General features: G+C 43.0%; 16 protein-coding genes. 7 read left to right on the top strand and 9 right to left on the bottom strand.

Features of this window, described 5'->3' with window-relative positions:
* The first annotated feature begins 1 nt into the window (after position 1).
* From LDO51_RS12570 to asmA, 5 genes are all read left to right on the top strand, one after another.
* The gene (locus LDO51_RS12570) at positions 2-562 is read left to right on the top strand and encodes a LemA family protein (RefSeq protein ID WP_225574824.1); all 561 of its coding nucleotides are present in this window, start codon (positions 2-4) and stop codon (positions 560-562) included.
* Positions 563-591: 29 nt separating this feature from the next.
* Positions 592-1,548, top strand: a complete 957-nt coding sequence (gene htpX / locus LDO51_RS12575; RefSeq protein WP_225574825.1) for a zinc metalloprotease HtpX — start codon at positions 592-594, stop codon at positions 1,546-1,548.
* 171 nt (positions 1,549-1,719) lie between these two features.
* Positions 1,720-2,364 (top strand): uridine kinase, encoded by a 645-nt coding sequence (gene udk, locus LDO51_RS12580; protein ID WP_225574826.1) that lies wholly within the window; start codon positions 1,720-1,722, stop codon positions 2,362-2,364.
* A 65-nt stretch (positions 2,365-2,429) separates the two neighbouring features.
* The gene (gene dcd / locus LDO51_RS12585) at positions 2,430-3,011 is read left to right on the top strand and encodes a dCTP deaminase (protein ID WP_036949679.1); all 582 of its coding nucleotides are present in this window, start codon (positions 2,430-2,432) and stop codon (positions 3,009-3,011) included.
* Positions 3,012-3,123: 112 nt separating this feature from the next.
* The gene (asmA, locus tag LDO51_RS12590; protein WP_225574827.1) at positions 3,124-4,983 is read left to right on the top strand and encodes an outer membrane assembly protein AsmA; all 1,860 of its coding nucleotides are present in this window, start codon (positions 3,124-3,126) and stop codon (positions 4,981-4,983) included.
* A gap of 70 nt (positions 4,984-5,053) precedes the next feature.
* On the opposite strand, the gene LDO51_RS12595 is transcribed toward asmA, so the two are convergent.
* Together LDO51_RS12595 and LDO51_RS12600 are read right to left on the bottom strand one after the other, a co-directional pair.
* Entirely contained in the window at positions 5,054-5,680 is a 627-nt protein-coding gene (locus LDO51_RS12595; protein WP_225574828.1) for a hypothetical protein, read from the bottom strand.
* 231 nt (positions 5,681-5,911) lie between these two features.
* Complete coding sequence (locus LDO51_RS12600; protein ID WP_225574829.1) at positions 5,912-7,495, bottom strand: TerC family protein; 1,584 nt, start codon at positions 7,493-7,495, stop codon at positions 5,912-5,914.
* 242 nt (positions 7,496-7,737) lie between these two features.
* On the opposite strand from LDO51_RS12600, the gene gndA reads away from it, so the two are divergent.
* Together gndA and LDO51_RS12610 are read left to right on the top strand one after the other, a co-directional pair.
* Positions 7,738-9,144, top strand: coding sequence for an NADP-dependent phosphogluconate dehydrogenase (gene gndA, locus LDO51_RS12605; RefSeq protein WP_108478980.1), 1,407 nt, complete (start codon positions 7,738-7,740; stop codon positions 9,142-9,144).
* Between the two features lie 458 nt (positions 9,145-9,602).
* Positions 9,603-10,796 carry a multidrug effflux MFS transporter gene (locus LDO51_RS12610; protein ID WP_225574830.1) on the top strand — a complete coding sequence of 398 codons (1,194 nt, stop codon included), beginning with the start codon at positions 9,603-9,605 and terminating at the stop codon, positions 10,794-10,796.
* A gap of 89 nt (positions 10,797-10,885) precedes the next feature.
* Here LDO51_RS12610 and LDO51_RS12615 read toward each other — a convergent pair whose 3' ends face one another.
* The 7 genes from LDO51_RS12615 to hisC all read right to left on the bottom strand — a co-directional run bounded on the left by LDO51_RS12615 (position 10,886) and on the right by hisC (position 16,353).
* The gene (locus tag LDO51_RS12615) at positions 10,886-11,314 is read right to left on the bottom strand and encodes a YbaK/EbsC family protein (RefSeq protein WP_225577271.1); all 429 of its coding nucleotides are present in this window, start codon (positions 11,312-11,314) and stop codon (positions 10,886-10,888) included.
* Positions 11,315-11,502: 188 nt separating this feature from the next.
* Positions 11,503-12,114: a bifunctional phosphoribosyl-AMP cyclohydrolase/phosphoribosyl-ATP diphosphatase HisIE gene (gene hisIE, locus LDO51_RS12620; RefSeq protein ID WP_225574831.1), complete on the bottom strand. Its 612-nt coding sequence runs from the start codon at positions 12,112-12,114 to the stop codon at positions 11,503-11,505.
* A complete protein-coding gene (hisF, locus tag LDO51_RS12625; RefSeq protein WP_225574832.1) occupies positions 12,108-12,884 on the bottom strand; it encodes an imidazole glycerol phosphate synthase subunit HisF in 777 nt (258 codons plus the stop codon). The genes hisIE and hisF overlap by 7 nt, the downstream gene beginning before the upstream one ends.
* On the bottom strand, positions 12,866-13,603 hold the full coding sequence (gene hisA / locus LDO51_RS12630) for a 1-(5-phosphoribosyl)-5-[(5-phosphoribosylamino)methylideneamino]imidazole-4-carboxamide isomerase (RefSeq protein WP_225574833.1): 738 nt from the start codon (positions 13,601-13,603) through the stop codon (positions 12,866-12,868). The genes hisF and hisA overlap by 19 nt, the downstream gene beginning before the upstream one ends.
* Before the next feature lie 5 nt (positions 13,604-13,608).
* Positions 13,609-14,202 (bottom strand): imidazole glycerol phosphate synthase subunit HisH, encoded by a 594-nt coding sequence (hisH, locus tag LDO51_RS12635; protein ID WP_225574834.1) that lies wholly within the window; start codon positions 14,200-14,202, stop codon positions 13,609-13,611.
* Complete coding sequence (gene hisB / locus LDO51_RS12640) at positions 14,202-15,269, bottom strand: bifunctional histidinol-phosphatase/imidazoleglycerol-phosphate dehydratase HisB (protein WP_225574835.1); 1,068 nt, start codon at positions 15,267-15,269, stop codon at positions 14,202-14,204. Before hisB ends, hisH begins: the two co-directional genes overlap by 1 nt.
* A 13-nt stretch (positions 15,270-15,282) precedes the next feature.
* Positions 15,283-16,353: a histidinol-phosphate transaminase gene (gene hisC, locus LDO51_RS12645; RefSeq protein ID WP_225574836.1), complete on the bottom strand. Its 1,071-nt coding sequence runs from the start codon at positions 16,351-16,353 to the stop codon at positions 15,283-15,285.
* Position 16,354: the final 1 nt, after the last annotated feature.

Raw genomic sequence — 16,354 nt, forward strand, 5'->3', positions numbered from 1 at the left:
TATGAAATTTTTAATTTTTATTGTCGTATTGGTGCTGATTGTTATTTATTTTTATAACCGCATCGTTGCACTACGCGAAGCTGTCGTTTCTAGCGAAACTGAGATCTCTGTTCAATTAGATCGCCGCGGTAAAGTGTTTGATAGCTTACTGGCAACGGTCAAAAAATATTTAAGCCATGAAACAGAAGTCTTCACTAAAATTACCGAGCTCAGAAGCCAAGCACAAAATGCGACGGGGGATAAAGCTCGTGAAGCGGAAGATGCACTTTCTAAAATGGTCAGTAGCGGTGCCATCAATGTGGCAGTTGAAGCATATCCAGAGTTAAAATCTGATGCGATCATGGCAAATTTACAAGAAGAGATCGTTTCTTCTGAAAACAAACTCTCTTTTGCTAAACGTGGTTATAACCGTTCATTAGAAACGTATAACGCGTATATCGCTTCTATGCCTGCGGCATTAATTGTTGGCATTATTCCTAGCTTGAAAATCAATAAAGAATATTGGCGTTTAGAGGAAGCGGATATTAAAGCGGAAGAGTCTCGCCGTATTAACTTCGATTAAATGGATGTTGCCACTGGCAGGGTTTTATTATGGATTTTAGAAACGTTATACGTAAAAACAATATCCGTACTCGGTTAGTTGTGTTGAGTTATATTGTGTTGATGCTAGTGATTGGTTTGTTGGCGGATACCGCAACCCATCCAGATGAGAGAATGGATTTTGCCTCGAACCTGATAGCATTTGCGACATTACAACAACTGCCTGTGGCAACTTTTATTATTCTAGGGCTGACATTTTTAGGTCTACTTTATATTCACTTCTTTGGGCATAAATTGATGCTTGCAGGAATGAATGCGAAAGAAATAACCCAAGAAGGGGCTTCAACCCCAGAAGAAAGACAGCTATTCAATATTCTAGAAGAGTTGAGTTTAAGCGCGACATTACGTTATGTGCCTCGCCTGTATATTTTGGATACTGACGAACCCAATGCATTTGCGGCTGGCTGGAATTCTCGTAATGCTTTAGTCGGCGTCACGCGCGGTTTATTACAAACGCTAAATCGCCAAGAAGTTCAAGCGGTAATGGCTCATGAAGTAGGGCATATTATCCACGGTGATTCTAAATTAACGCTGTATGTGGGTATTTTGGCAAATGTTATTTTGACGGTAACGAACGTTTTTGCTCAAGTGTTTATTCGTTCAGCAGGGCGCAGCCGCAATAATTCAGCGAATAAAGCACAAACCATTTTATTATTGATGAATATCGTGTTGCCAATCATTACCAAAGTACTCTATTTTTATTTATCGCGTACCCGTGAATATATGGCGGATGCGGCTGCGGTGGATTTAACCTCCGATAACCAAGCTATGATCAGCGCCTTGAAGAAAATTTCAGGTAATCATCAGCAGCATGATTATGATGATGAAAGCACTGGACAAGCATACAGACAGGCGGCATATATTTTTAATAAGGGGGATTCTGTGTTTTCAACGCATCCTTCTATAGAGAACCGAATTGCAGCTTTAGAGGGGCGTAAACAGTTTTAGGTTTAGCGCTAAGCTTGCGCTTTGAAGAATAAAAAATTGGGTGCGTTTTTTTATTAGTCTTTGACGAGATAGACTGGTACAGCGCACCATTACACCCTATAATTCCCGCCAACCATAACACTATGATGTTATGCACTTCATTTCTAAAATTTTTAACCAGGTTACCATTTTATGACTGACACATCGCATCACTGTACCATTGTAGGTATATCGGGCGCTTCTGCATCTGGCAAAAGCCTAATTGCAAGCACTTTATATCGGGAGTTAAGAGAAAAGGTTGGTGACCATAATATCGGTGTTATTCCAGAAGATTGTTACTATAAAGATCAAACAGATATTCCAATGGAAGAACGACTTAAAGTGAATTACGACCATCCAAATTCAATGGACCACAGTTTGCTTTATGAACATCTCAAAGCACTGAAAAGTGGTCAAACCGTCGAAATTCCTCAGTATGACTATGTCGCTCATACTCGCAAACAGCAAACCGTCAGTTTTAAACCAAAAAAGGTCATTATTATTGAAGGTATCCTATTATTAACAGACAAGCGTTTACGTGAAGAGATGGATTTCTCTATTTTTGTGGATACACCACTGGATATCTGCTTAATGCGCCGTATTAAACGCGATGTTAATGAAAGAGGAAGAACATTAGACTCCGTGATTGAACAGTACAATAAAACGGTTCGCCCAATGTTCTTACAATTTATTGAACCATCAAAACAATATGCCGATATTATCGTACCTCGTGGCGGTAAAAACCGTGTGGCGATTGATATTTTGAAAGCGAAAATTGGTGAGTTCTGTCAGGATTGATAGTGTCAAATATCACCAGCGATAAGCTGCCATGAATATATAAATAATGAAGGGGGAAAGTGATCATGCGTCTTTGTGACCGCGATATAATTCAGTGGATGGATGAAGGTCGACTTGTTATTAGCCCGCGTCCACCGATTGAACGGATCAACGGAGCGACCGCGGATGTTCGTCTTGGGAACCAATTTCGTGTTTTTCGTGGACATACTGCGGCATTTATTGATCTCAGTGGACCAAAAGATGAAGTCAATGCGGCATTAGACCGTGTGATGAGCGATGAAATTGTTCTTAAAGATGACGAGCCTTTCTTCCTTCACCCTGGTGAATTGGCTCTGGCGGTTACACTAGAATCTGTCACGCTACCCGATAATTTAGTCGGTTGGTTAGATGGGCGTTCTTCACTAGCGAGACTTGGACTAATGGTTCACGTCACAGCCCACCGGATTGATCCAGGCTGGCGTGGTCAAATTGTGTTAGAGTTTTATAACTCAGGTAAGTTACCTTTAGCATTACGTCCGGGCATGGTGATTGGTGCACTGAGCTTTGAACCGCTATCAGGCAGTGCAGACAGACCTTATAACAGCCGACAAGATGCAAAATATAAAAACCAACAAGGTGCTGTTGGTAGCCGTATTAGCCAAGACTAATACAGCAAGATAGCGAACGGCCTCTTCTATGGAGTTTGAAGAGGTCTGCAATCGCTAGCGTCAGGGGATGACAGGCGAAAGGTGTGACAAATAAAGTAAAAGAGAGGGATGCATGAAACGGTTTTTAACGACGCTGATTATTTTACTTGTGGTGGTAGTAGCGGGGCTAACAGCTTTAGTGATGTTAGTGAACCCGAATGATTTTAGAGGCTACCTCGTTCAACAAGTTGAGAAAAAAAGTGGTTACCAACTTGATTTCAAAGGTGATATGCGTTGGCATGTATGGCCAACACTGAGCATCATTACTGGCCCTGTCTCAGTCACTGCACCTAACGCCAGCCAGCCTGTTTTAAGTGCTGAAAACATGCGCTTAGATGTGGATTTATGGCCGTTAATTTCCCATCGACTGTCTGTGGAACAAATTGTCATTGATGGGGCGGTAATTCGCAAAATACCTGAAAGTGAACCGATTACGACGGTTAACACCCCCGTTGCCCCTGGCGGCCAAGTACCTACTGACACCACAGATAAAAGCAAATGGTTACTCGATATCAGTAAAATTGATATCACGAACAGCTTGGTCATTTGGCAAACATCTAAAGACGAATACAATCTGCGCAATATTAATCTGTCACTGAAAAAAAGTGATGATAAACAAGTTGCGATGAAATTCAGTGGTAATTTAAATAAAAACCAACAAGAATTTAATTTTGATATTAAATCAGATATCGATTTATCTAAATTATCTCAACAGGTAAGTGGAAAAATTACGCAGTTTGATTATCAACTTAGTGGCGTTGATTTACCTGAAAATGGTATTAATGGAAAAATGACCTCAGATTTCCTGTATACAAAAGCCAACTCAGGAGCGGTTAGTCTTGATAATCTCGCCATTCAGGCAAATGATAGTCAATTAGCAGGGACAATCAGTACCAATTTAACCGATATTCCTGATGTGACGGTTAATTTATCCTCGCCTTCTTTGAATCTCGATACGTTAATTGGGCAAGCCCCCGCACCAGGCAAGTCAAATACAGTTAGTGCAGCCTCTGAAAATACGGCCAGTAATAATGAGCGTGTTGGAGTAAAACCGGTGATTTCTGGTTCCAACATTCAGAAGTATGATTTAACGGGATTGAAAGGGTTTACCGCTCAATTTAATGTCTCAATGGATACGCTGATTTATCGTGGCATGTCGATGACCGGGGTAAAAATTAAGGGCGATAATCAAACGCCACGTTTAACGATTTCTCAGTTAGAGGGAAATGCGTTCGATGGGCAATTCTCATTACCCGTGACCATTAACTATAGCGCTATCCCTGCACAGGTTTCGGCTAAACCTGTATTGACGAATATTAATCTTACCCCTGTATTGAAAGCGTTTAATATGCCGGAGAAATTGAGCGGAATTATTTCATTAAATGCCACACTATCGGGTATTGGCTACGATGATTATGCGGTTAAAAATCAGTGGCAAGGACCGGTTAATTTTGAATTACGCAGTGCTAAATTGGCGGATTTAAACATTCCACAATTGATCCAGCAATCAGTGTCCCGTTTCACGAATAAAATCAATATGCCAACAGATACCAACAGCTTCACTGAAGTGGATTTATTCACCGTGTCGGGATATCTCAATAAAGGCAATATGAGTATTTCCTCTCTTAAAGCAACGTCTTCACTGCTGAATATTACTGGGCAAGGGCGTGTAAATATTCCAAAAGAAACTATCGATGTGAATTTAAGCGTGAATATTTTAGGTGGCTGGGCAGGAGATTCTCGTTTAGTACAACAGCTGCGCAGTATGAATATTCCGCTGAGAATTTACGGCGGGTGGAATAATCTACAATACCAATTGGACGTAGAAAAATTATTGCGTAATGAATTGCGCACCCAGGCTAAAGAAGCTCTCGGTAATTTTTTGAAAAAAGAAGAAAATAAAGGGCTAAATGATTTATTGAATGCGCTTTAGTCATCATTAAAGAGCCGCCCATAGATAGTTATAAATATGTGGGCGGTCTTTTAATCACTAATGGCGATAATTAATAACCGCTATCTATTCTGTCTTGCAGTGCTTGGTTTTTTTCTGTCATTTTCTCAAGATTACCTTTCACACCATTCGGAGAGTTGGCCTCGTTAATCATCTGATTGATGTATCCGGCTCTTCCTTTAGCTTCAGCAATACTCGGCTTAATCGCATCAATTTTGTCATTCAGTTTATTAATTGAAGCTTGTTTAGATTTATTATGCTCGTAACCGGAAGTAGTTAACTTATCTTGATATTCATCGACCTTTTCTTGTAACTTGCAGAATTGAGAGTTTATGTTACGGAGTATTTTAGGTGAGTCCCAGCGAATATTATTCGACATAATAGCCTTAATACTGTCACGGATCTCTTTGATGCCTGTATTGATTTCTTTCTTTAGCCCAGTGATATCTTTCATATGAACGGTTTTTTGCTCCGTTGTGATGATTCTCACATGTTTAGCCTTTTTAGGTGAAGATGTATCACTGGTAGAGCTCGCCGTCTTCAAGATAGATTTAGGCATAGGGGTAGAATTATTATTGACGCTCTTAGTCGAACGTGAAAATTCAGTGGTTTTACCCTGCTGATCAGTCACACTCATACGGCGGATCTGAACTGATGGGGTATTATTAATTGTATTCATAGGTAGAGTCTCATTAAAGATTGATTATTAAACGATTTGAATTATTCAATACGCAAATAGTTATTTCTTTAAAAAAACGCTACTACTTTTTATTAATGGTTATATGGCTGTCATTCTCTCGACAAAAAAATACCGGCTCAATATTAAGATAAAAGCCGGTATTTAGACTGTCATTATAGAGATTTGTATTAATCGTGACTTATCTTACGTCACAAATAGCATAAATCCAGATTAGTCATCCACATAATCGTAGCCATCACCCGCAGGTGCTGGAGGTGTAATCAAGACTTTATTAACCCGATGGCTATTCACCTCAAGAGGTTGGAAAATGCAGCCATTGATTTCGACTTGCTCACCCACTTCAGGAACGCGTTGTAAATGTTCCATTAAAAGACCTGCAACAGTTTCATACTCGCGCTTATCGTCCAGCTCCATTGGAATATACATAATTAAATCTTCCAGTGGCATAAAACCATTGGCAATCCAGGTACCATCGTCCAATTTTTGAATGTCATGGCGGGAGTCATTTTCTTCATCGCCTACCGGTAAATTACCTGCGATAGTTTCCATCACGTCCGTTAATGTCACGATACCTTCGACTGAACCAAATTCGTCCACAACAAACGCAAAGTGAGTATGGGCTTTTCGAAACTGTTCTAACGCTTTTAACAGTGATAAACCTTCAGGGAAAATAAGCGGCTGAGTCACTAACGCACGCAAATTCAGCTGTTCACCACTAAGTTGCTGTTTGACTAAATCCAGAACATAAACCACACCAATCGGGTCATCGCTGATACTTTCATCAACAACAACAAAGCGTGAGTGTGGATTTTTTTCCATTAATTCAATCAGTTCTGCAGAAGATTTATTAATATCCAAATAATCCACATCATGGCGAGATGTCATAATACTCTCGACGTTACGCTGCGCCATGCCCAGCACGCGCGCAATCATTAAGCGCTCTTGTGGGTCAAATACAGATTGATTATCTGAGATTAAATCAGAGGTTCTTGCGTCTAATTCGCCACGTTCAGTTTTACCACTTAAAATACGTAAGACAGCTTCTGCAGTACGCTCACGCAGAGGACGGCTACCTTTTAAGAATTTACGACGGTTAAATTGTGCAAATTGGTTGAGTATCTCTATCATGATAGAGAAACCAATCGCCGCATACAGGTAACCTTTTGGAATGGCGTAACCAAAACCTTCAGCCACAAGGCTGAAACCAATCATCAGTAAGAAGCTTAAACACAAAATAACGATGGTTGGATGCGCATTAACGAAGCTGGTTAGCGGTTTACTCGCCCAGATCATTAATATCATGGCGATAGTCACCGCAGCAATCATGACTCCGATATGATCAACCATACCGACTGCAGTGATCACGGAGTCTAATGAGAATACCGCGTCCAATACAATAATTTGTGCGACAACTGCCCAGAAATTGGAGGTTTTACGTTGGTTGTTGGTATGCTCGTCCTTTCCTTCTAACCGCTCATTTAGCTCCATGGTGGCTTTAAACAAGAGGAATATCCCCCCGACAAGCATAATCAGGTCTCTGGCGCTAAATGGATGATCAAATAGAGTTAGGATAGGTTGGGTCAGCGTGATCAACCATGAAAGGCTGAACAACAGAATGATACGCATTACGAGGGCACAGGTTAACCCTGTGATACGAGCTCTATCACGCAGTTTAGCTGGGAGTTTATCGGCCAGAATGGCGATAAAAACGAGGTTATCAATACCAAGAACGATTTCAAGAACGATTAGGGTAGCTAAACCCGCCCAAATCGAAGGATCTGCGATCCATTCCATACAGTTTGTTTTACCTTCTGATATGACGGCTTATACCGACAGGTGAATAATGAGGTTTGTTGGCTTAAATATCAATAAAAATTCATTCAAGTCGTGTAATATTTGGCAAAAAATGATTCGATTGGTTTATCGATTGCATCAATAACTACCATGGAGCAGCATCCTGAGTTAACATGTGATCCCGTTAACAGAATGTCAGCACAATCGAGGCTGACTTGGTCCTAATCAGACAGGAGTTTTTCATGTCAAAGCAGCAGATTGGTGTTGTCGGAATGGCGGTCATGGGTCGCAACTTAGCCCTGAACATCGAAAGTCGCGGTTATTCAGTGTCTATTTTTAACCGTTCAAAAGATAAAACTGATGAAGTCATTGCCGAAAATCCAGGGAAAAAATTAGTTCCCAACTACACAATTGAAGAGTTTGTCGACTCTCTGGAAAAACCACGCCGCATCCTGTTGATGGTTAAAGCGGGTGAAGCAACGGACAAAACCATTGCTGCATTAACGCCACATTTAGACAAGGGCGACATTTTAATCGATGGTGGTAACACGCTGTACAAAGACACAATCCGTCGTAATCGCGAACTGTCAGAACAAGGATTCAACTTCATCGGTACCGGTGTTTCCGGTGGTGAAGAAGGTGCACTGAAAGGCCCTTCAATCATGCCTGGTGGACAAAAAGAAGCTTACGAATTAGTTGCTCCAATCTTAAAAGAGATTGCAGCAAAAGCGGAAGGCGAGCCGTGTGTGACTTACATTGGTCCAGACGGAGCTGGTCATTATGTGAAAATGGTTCACAACGGTATCGAATACGGTGACATGCAATTAATCGCTGAAGCTTACTCTTTATTAAAAGGCTCGCTGAACCTGAGCAATGAAGAGTTGGCAGAAACATTCTCTGAGTGGAACCAAGGCGAGCTGAGCAGCTACTTAATTGAAATCACAGCAGATATCTTCAAGAAAAAAGATGAAGAAGGTAAATATCTGGTTGATGTGATTTTAGATGAAGCGGCTAACAAAGGTACGGGTAAATGGACTAGCCAAAGCGCTTTAGATCTTGGCATCCCACTGACGTTGATCACTGAATCTGTCTTTGCGCGTTATATCTCTTTCCTGAAAGACCAACGTGTTGCCGCATCTAAAGTTTTAACCGGTCCAGTACTGAAAACCGTTGAAGGCGATAAAAAAGTCTTTATCGAAAAAGTACGTCGTGCACTTTACTTAGGTAAAATCGTTTCTTACGCTCAAGGCTTCCAGCAATTGAAAGCAGCGTCAGATGAGTACAACTGGGATCTGAACTACGGCGAAATCGCAAAAATCTTCCGTGCTGGCTGTATCATCCGTGCGCAGTTCCTGCAAAAAATCACTGATGCTTACAATGACAACGCGCAGATCGCAAACTTACTGTTAGCGCCTTACTTCAAGCAAATCGCAGATGAGTACCAACAAGCTCTGCGTGATGTTGTCTGCTACGGTGTGCAAAACGGTATCCCAACACCAACATTCTCAGCGGCTATCTCTTACTACGATAGCTACCGCTCAGCGGTATTGCCTGCAAACTTAATCCAAGCGCAGCGTGACTACTTTGGTGCTCATACTTATAAACGTACTGATAAAGAAGGCGTTTTCCACACTGAGTGGATGGAATAAGGATAAACCGCTAGGTTATCTTCCATCAATGTTAAAAGGTGCTCAATTGAGCACCTTTTTTATTTCTAACCATTCATAATCACCAAACTTATTATCTACAGGATTCTGCGATTTGGGGAACCAATAAATATCCGAGGGTAATGTCACGGAGTACAAAAATTTATCGCTTCAATGAGACGAATAGCGCACCTAGGGAAAAGGTGGGTAATTTAAATCATCACAGATTTGATCCGGTATGGAAAAAGGAATGAATATTATTATTTTGATAATTTAGGCGCCACTCAATTAATTCGATATACCATTTATCGGGTCGATAATCCGCGTGCCGTGAACCGTTTGTTGAACGAACGGTTATTACCAAGTATCGATAAGATTCGATATCTATACAGAAATTCTGATACTATCGATAGCCATTTTCAAAATCGTTATCGATAACTCACCTGCTTAGAATCGGTTATATGCATAAATTTCTCGCTTTACTATTACTTTTAGTCCTATTAGGTCCTCTTGGGATAGATCTGTATTTACCCACTATTCCGGCTATCGCTAAAGATTTAGGGAGTAGCGAATCCATAATCCAATCGACCATCGGATTATTTATTTTAGTCTTAGGGATTGGACAGCTCATTTCGGGACCATTAGTTGATAGATTTGGTCGTAAGCCTATCGCTATCATTGGGTTAGCTATTTATTTGGCAGGCTCAATTGTGGCCGCATTCTCAACGACGGCTGGGTTATTTATTGCTTCCCGATTGTTGCAAGGGGTGGCTGTGTGCTGCACCTCTGTGGTGGCATTTAGCTGTGTCCGTGACCGTATGAATGGCACTGAAGCTGCGCGAGCATTTGGATTTTTAAACGGAACACTCAATATTGTGCCTGCTTTGGCCCCCTTATTAGGGGGATTACTGGCGCAAGCATGGGGCTGGCGAGCGCCATTTTGGTTCTTAGCGGTTTACGCTGTGGCAATTTTCTTGTTGATTCTATTTTTCCTACCAGAAACACGCCCAGCCAGTTTACAGCAGGTTAAAAAGCTTCAATTTAAGAGCTATTTTCGAATTTTAACTAGCGAGCATTTTTTGATTTTCGCGTTAGTCAATGCTGGCGCAATGGGCATGGCACTGACATATGTCTCTCTAGCTCCTAGCGTATTAATGGGGGATGCTAAGTTATCGCCTCTCGCATTTTCCATTGTCTTTGGTATCAATGGTTTCTGGATCATGCTGGCGAGTTATATCGCGAATTACTGCATTCGAAAAATGGGGCGCCCAGCGTGTTTATCAATCGGTAGCGTCATGATGGCACTCGGTTGTATCGGCTTATTGTTCGGTTTGATGGCGCTTTCACCTGAAATGCAAACTCATTGGTTAGTGTATATGCTGCCAGTAGCCTGTGCCTGTACTGGGCTTGCTTTTATGATGGGCACGGCGACAAGTTATGCATTAGAGCCATTTGGCAATGAAGCTGGGGCGGCATCAGCTCTCGTGGGGTTTGTACAAATGGCAGGTGGCGCAGTATTAGGGTTATGTGCAATTGCGTTACCGATAGCACCGAAATTGTCCCTTGCGCTAGTGATGCTAGCGGGATGTATTTTCGGATTAGTTGCAAGAAAAACCAGTATTAAACGTGCTGCTGTTATCGAAAAAGTCGTGTAAAAATAGTATTGCATTTTCAATTAAAAAGGCTATCCGGTGATAGCCTTTTTACTCACTGATTTTGTCTCATCAACACGTCGACTAGGCATTTAAGCGTCTTCTGTACGAATAAATTCCACCAGTGTAGGGGCAGCAATACGTTGGTAATCTTTGGCGTTGAGGATGATCGACCTTTCAAGGCTACCTGCATTGAAGGCCAGTTCTTCAAATCGATCAAATAAATAAGGGTCGGCGATAAGCTTCAGTAATGGATGAAAGCTAAATGGCGGGATGGCACCGAAAACACAGTGGGTGAGTTCATCGACTTCCTTCGGGCTAGCTAATGAGGCTCGAGTACCGCCAATGGCTTTGGCAATTTTACCTAAATCTGCTTGTTGATCAGCAGGTAAGATGGCCAAAACATGTTGGCGAATACCATTTCCTTTCACATGACAGACTAACCCTTTGGCGCCTTGACCTAGCTGCGTGCCACGGATTTTTGCCACTTCTTCAGATTTTCCCGCAGTCGGGTGCTCCATCACGCGATATTTTGCATTTTGGCTATTCAGTAATTGGGTTAATTGTGTAAAAACGCCATTGTCAGACACAATGAGCTCCTTCTAAAGTCCACATCAAATGAGGGGAATGATAGCAAGTTCAGAGAGAGAAACAATGACGAGAGAAGAAAGTAAGGGCAGCTACCATAAAGTAGTTACCCTTAAGTAAGTTACTGATGACGTTCTTTCAAACGCTTGATAATGGCGGTTAAATCAAGGTTTTGATCTTGCAGTAAAACCATTAAGTGATACATCAAATCAGCGGCTTCGTTAGTTAGCTCTTCACGGTCATTTACCGTGGCAGCGAGTGCGGTTTCAACGCCTTCTTCACCGACTTTCTGTGCAATACGCTTGGTGCCGCTAGCATACAGGCGGGCAGTATATGAACTTTCTGGTGAGGCACTTTTGCGCTCTTTCAGTAAGGTTTCTAATTCATATAAAAAGCCCCATTCGCTTTGAGCTGGCGCAAAGCAGCTGGTGGTGCCGTTATGGCAGGTTGGACCATCAGGCAGCGCCATGGCAAGCAGCGTATCGTTATCGCAATCAGCAACAATATCCACCAAATTCAGAAAATTGTTGGAGGTTTCCCCCTTGGTCCACAAACGTTGTTTGGTGCGAGAGAAAAAGGTGACTTTACGACATTCTAAGGTGACTTTCAGCGCTTCTTGGTTCATATAGCCCAACATCAGAACATCACCAGAAATAGCGTGCTGAACGATGACGGGCATCAGGTTATCGACTTTTTGCCATGCAAGCTGATTACATTGTTCTGTGGTTAACATACTCTAATTTGAACTCCATTTTCTGCTAAATACTGCTTTAAGTCACCGATGTTAATAATCTGCTTGTGGAACACCGAAGCGGCTAAAGCGCCATCGACGCCAGCGTTAATAAAGGCGTCTAGGAAGTGGATTTTTTCCCCTGCGCCGCCAGAGGCGATCAGTGGAACTTGGCACACTTCACGAACTTTATTCAGTTGTACCAGATCGTAACCTTGACGTACACCGTCTTGGTTCATCATATTGAGAACAATTTCTCCGGCGCCACGTTGTTGAACTTCTTTCACCCAATCAAGGGTTTTCCAACGGGTTTGGGTTGTGCGTTTTTCATCGCCAGTGAATTGATAAACTAAATATTCATTGGTCTGTGCATCAAACCATGTGTCGATACCGACGACAATACACTGAACGCCAAAGCGATCAGCCAGACGGCTAATCAGTGTAGGGTCGGACAGTGCAGGGGAGTTGATAGAAATTTTATCTGCACCAAAAGAGAGGATTTGCACAGCGTCTTCTACACTTTTGATCCCACCTGCTACACAAAAAGGAATGTCAATCACTTCAGCCACTTTGGCGACCCAGCTTTTATCGACAACACGACCGTCAGACGAGGCGGTAATATCATAGAAAACTAACTCATCAGCACCTTCTTGAGCATAGCGTTGAGCCAGTAGGACGATATCACCGATAATTTCATGGTTGCGAAATTGCACCCCTTTAACCACTTGCCCGTCACGGACATCCAAACAAGGAATTATGCGTTTTGCCAGCATTGGATTGCCTCCGCTACGGTAAATTTGCCTTCTAATAATGCACGACCCACAATCACCCCAGTTGCGCCAGAGGCTGGCAGTGCGGCGATATCATTTAAATTACCAATTCCCCCTGAGGCTTGCACCTCGATGTCAGGGAATTTTTGGCTGATCTCGCGGTATAAATCCACATTGGAACCCGCCAGCGTGCCATCTTTGGAAATATCAGTGCACAGCACATGTTTTAAGCCATAAGGGCGATACATTTCAATCGCTTGCTCAAGGGATAAGTTTGAGTTTTCTTGCCAACCACTAATGGCAATTTCTTTGATGCCTTGAGCATTAATGCGGACATCCAGCGCTAGCACGATGGCTTCGCCACCATAACGTTGGAACCATGTTTTGACTAACTCTGGTTGAGTCACAGCCGTCGAGCCAATCACCACGCGAGTCGCACCCGCATCTAACAGTGCTTTGACATCTTCTTCTGTACGGATTCCGCCCCCAACTTGCACGGGTACAGTAACGCCTGCCAACAGTTTTTTCAGCAGAGGGATTTGGCGTTTTTGTGGATCTTTAGCCCCGGTTAAATCCACTAAGTGCAGCAGTTTTGCGCCTTGCTTTTCATAATCTTGTAAGCGAGGAAGTGGGTCTGTGCCATAGTCCGTTTGTTTGGCGTAATCTCCTTGATGTAAACGCACCACGGTGCCATCAATTAAATCTAAAGCAGGAATAATCATGGTTTTTACATCTCCAAGAAGTTTTGGATCAAGCGAGCACCCGCAGCACCCGAACGCTCTGGGTGGAACTGCACGCCATAAAAATTATCTTTATTCACGGCACTACTAAACAGGTTGCCATATTGTGTTTGCGCGATGGTGTTGGCGGAAATAGGCATTGAATAGCTGTGTACGAAATAAAAATAGGCATTATCGCTAATCCCCTTAAATAGAGGATTGCCTGCGAGTGCTTTCACTTGATTCCAGCCACTGTGAGGGACAGGTAAGCCGTTTGCATCCATTTTGCGTACGGGGCTGTCGATTAATCCTAACAGTGGAATTTCTGTTTGACCTTCTTCACTGATACTGCCGAGTAATTGCATTCCCAAGCAGATACCTAAAACAGGTTGAGTTAGTGCTTTAATTAAAGGAATGAGTTCACGATCCGCCAGTTTTTCCATAGCGGCGCTGGCAGTGCCAACACCCGGTAGAAAGACTTTGTCGGCTTGTAAGATGGTGTTGGTGTCGCGGCTCACTGTTGGCTCATAACCTAGGCGTTTAACGGCATAGGCGACGGAGGCTAAGTTTGCGCAGCCAGTATCGAGGATCACTACCTTCATTACAGAACTCCTTTCGAACTTGGCAAGGTATCCCCTTCAACGCGAATAGCTTGGCGTAAGGTACGACCAAAGACTTTAAACAGGCTTTCCGCTTTGTGGTGATCGTTTTTCCCTTTCGTTTTCAGATGTAGCGTGCAGCCCATGGCATAGGATAACGAGCTGAAAAAGTGCTCGATCATCTCAGTACTTAGGTCACCTACGCGCTGATATTTAAACTCTGCTTTATATTCAAGGTGTGGACGACCGGAAATATCCAATGCACAGCGAGCTTGGCATTCATCCATCGGTAATACGAAACCGAAACGTGCAATGCCGCGTTTGTCACCGAGTGCGACGCGTAGTGCTTCGCCTAATGCCAAACCAGTATCTTCGACGGTGTGGTGATCGTCAATGAACAGGTCGCCATTAACTTCAATGCGTAAGCGGAAGCCGCCGTGAGTGGCGATTTGATCTAGCATGTGGTCAAAGAAGCCAACGCCAGTGTTGATTTTGCTACCGCCTTCTTGGTCAAGCCACACTTCCACTTGGATGTTGGTCTCTTTGGTCACGCGTTCGACTAAGGCGTAGCGGTTACGTTTAGTGAGTTGGTTGGTGATGGTATTCCAATCCAGCGCTTTGGCACTGTAACGTAGCCCTTTAATCCCCATATTTTGGGCGAGCTGAATATCTGTCTCACGGTCGCCGATGACATAACTGTTTTCGATATCGAGAACACCGTCGTTGAGGTAGCTTTCCACAAGCTTAGTTTTTGGCTTGCGACAATCGCAATTGTCTGCGGGCATATGTGGGCAAATCAGTACATCGTCAAAGCGGATACCTTGAGATTCAAACACCTGCATCATTAAATTGTGTGGTGGCTCGAAATCTTCCATTGGGAAGCTCTTGGTGCCTAACCCATCTTGGTTGGTTATCATCACTAAGCGATAATTGGCTTTTTGCAGAGCTAATAGGCTTGGAATGACATCATTTTCAAAGGCGAGCTTACTGAGGCTATCCACTTGAAAATCTGTCGGTGGTTCGGTAATTAATGTTCCATCACGGTCGATAAAAAGAATTTTCTGGCTCATGACTATTTCCTAATTAGCAAAGTGCTTTAATCGCTTCAATAACACGGACGTTTTCAATTTCGGTACCAATGGTGATACGTAGGCAGTTGACCAGCCCCGGTTGCTTACTTTGGTCACGTAGAATAATGCCTTGATCCCACAGAGCTTTAAACACTTTAGCGCCATCAGTAAAACGTACCAAAATATAGTTGGTTTCACTTGGGTAGACGGTTTCAACAATAGAAAATTCACATAATGCTTCTGAAAGGGCAATACGGTTTTCGCGGATTTCCTCGACACGTTTTTTCATTGTTGCAATACCATCAGCATTTAATGCTTGCTCGGCTATCAATGCCACAGGGGTTGATAGCGGGTAAGGCGCGATGACTTTCAGTAATACTTCAATCACTTCAGGGGATGCCAAGGTAAATCCACAGCGTAAGCCCGCCAGTGCAAAAGCTTTTGATAAGGTTCTTAAAATTACTAAGTTAGGGTATTTGGCAAGCCAGCTAGTGACGCTGAATTCAGGGCAAAATTCAATATAAGCTTCATCGACTACCACCAATGCACGGTCAGCTGCCATTTCTAAGACTTCTAACAACGCTTGGTTATCGATGATGTTGCCTGTTGGGTTATTTGGGCTACAGATGTAAATCAGTTTGGTATTAGACAGATTTTCACGGATAGCCGCGACATTCAGTGACCAATCTGGCAACGATAGAATTTTTTTCTGTTCAACACCAAAGGTTTCCGCGCTGACGCTGTACATACCATAGGTTGGCGGGCAAAACATCACCGCATCTTTACCCGGTTCGCAAAATGCACGGATCAATAATTCGATAGATTCATCAGCGCCGCGGCACACTAATACTTGCTCAGGAGATAACCCAGCATAGGCCGCATAATTGTTAATTACGCCAGCAGGTTGCGCCTCTGGGTAGCGGTTTAGATTGCGCTCAATAAATTGGTAATCCGGCGCCGTTGGGTATTCATTGGCGTTGAGCCATACATCCCCATTTCCCCCAAGACGACGAGCGGACATATAGGGGGTCATCACTTTTACATTTTCACGTGCGAGGCTGGCTGCGTTAAACGTCTGGCTCATG

It is taken from the genome of Providencia alcalifaciens (assembly GCF_020271745.1).
GTDB classification, from domain to species: Bacteria; Pseudomonadota; Gammaproteobacteria; order Enterobacterales; family Enterobacteriaceae; genus Providencia; species Providencia alcalifaciens_B.

Coding starts and splice junctions, on each gene's coding strand:
- LDO51_RS12595 (WP_225574828.1), bottom strand. CDS start 5,680: ATGAATACAATTAATAATACCCCATCAGTTCAGATCCGCCGTATGAGT.
- htpX (WP_225574825.1), top strand. CDS start 592: ATGGATTTTAGAAACGTTATACGTAAAAACAATATCCGTACTCGGTTA.
- LDO51_RS12615 (WP_225577271.1), bottom strand. CDS start 11,314: ATGGAGCACCCGACTGCGGGAAAATCTGAAGAAGTGGCAAAAATCCGT.
- LDO51_RS12570 (WP_225574824.1), top strand. CDS start 2: ATGAAATTTTTAATTTTTATTGTCGTATTGGTGCTGATTGTTATTTAT.
- hisIE (WP_225574831.1), bottom strand. CDS start 12,114: ATGTTAACCACAGAACAATGTAATCAGCTTGCATGGCAAAAAGTCGAT.
- hisH (WP_225574834.1), bottom strand. CDS start 14,202: ATGAAGGTAGTGATCCTCGATACTGGCTGCGCAAACTTAGCCTCCGTC.
- LDO51_RS12600 (WP_225574829.1), bottom strand. CDS start 7,495: ATGGAATGGATCGCAGATCCTTCGATTTGGGCGGGTTTAGCTACCCTA.
- hisA (WP_225574833.1), bottom strand. CDS start 13,603: ATGATTATTCCTGCTTTAGATTTAATTGATGGCACCGTGGTGCGTTTA.
- hisC (WP_225574836.1), bottom strand. CDS start 16,353: ATGAGCCAGACGTTTAACGCAGCCAGCCTCGCACGTGAAAATGTAAAA.
- asmA (WP_225574827.1), top strand. CDS start 3,124: ATGAAACGGTTTTTAACGACGCTGATTATTTTACTTGTGGTGGTAGTA.
- LDO51_RS12610 (WP_225574830.1), top strand. CDS start 9,603: ATGCATAAATTTCTCGCTTTACTATTACTTTTAGTCCTATTAGGTCCT.
- gndA (WP_108478980.1), top strand. CDS start 7,738: ATGTCAAAGCAGCAGATTGGTGTTGTCGGAATGGCGGTCATGGGTCGC.
- dcd (WP_036949679.1), top strand. CDS start 2,430: ATGCGTCTTTGTGACCGCGATATAATTCAGTGGATGGATGAAGGTCGA.
- hisB (WP_225574835.1), bottom strand. CDS start 15,269: ATGAGCCAGAAAATTCTTTTTATCGACCGTGATGGAACATTAATTACC.
- hisF (WP_225574832.1), bottom strand. CDS start 12,884: ATGCTGGCAAAACGCATAATTCCTTGTTTGGATGTCCGTGACGGGCAA.
- udk (WP_225574826.1), top strand. CDS start 1,720: ATGACTGACACATCGCATCACTGTACCATTGTAGGTATATCGGGCGCT.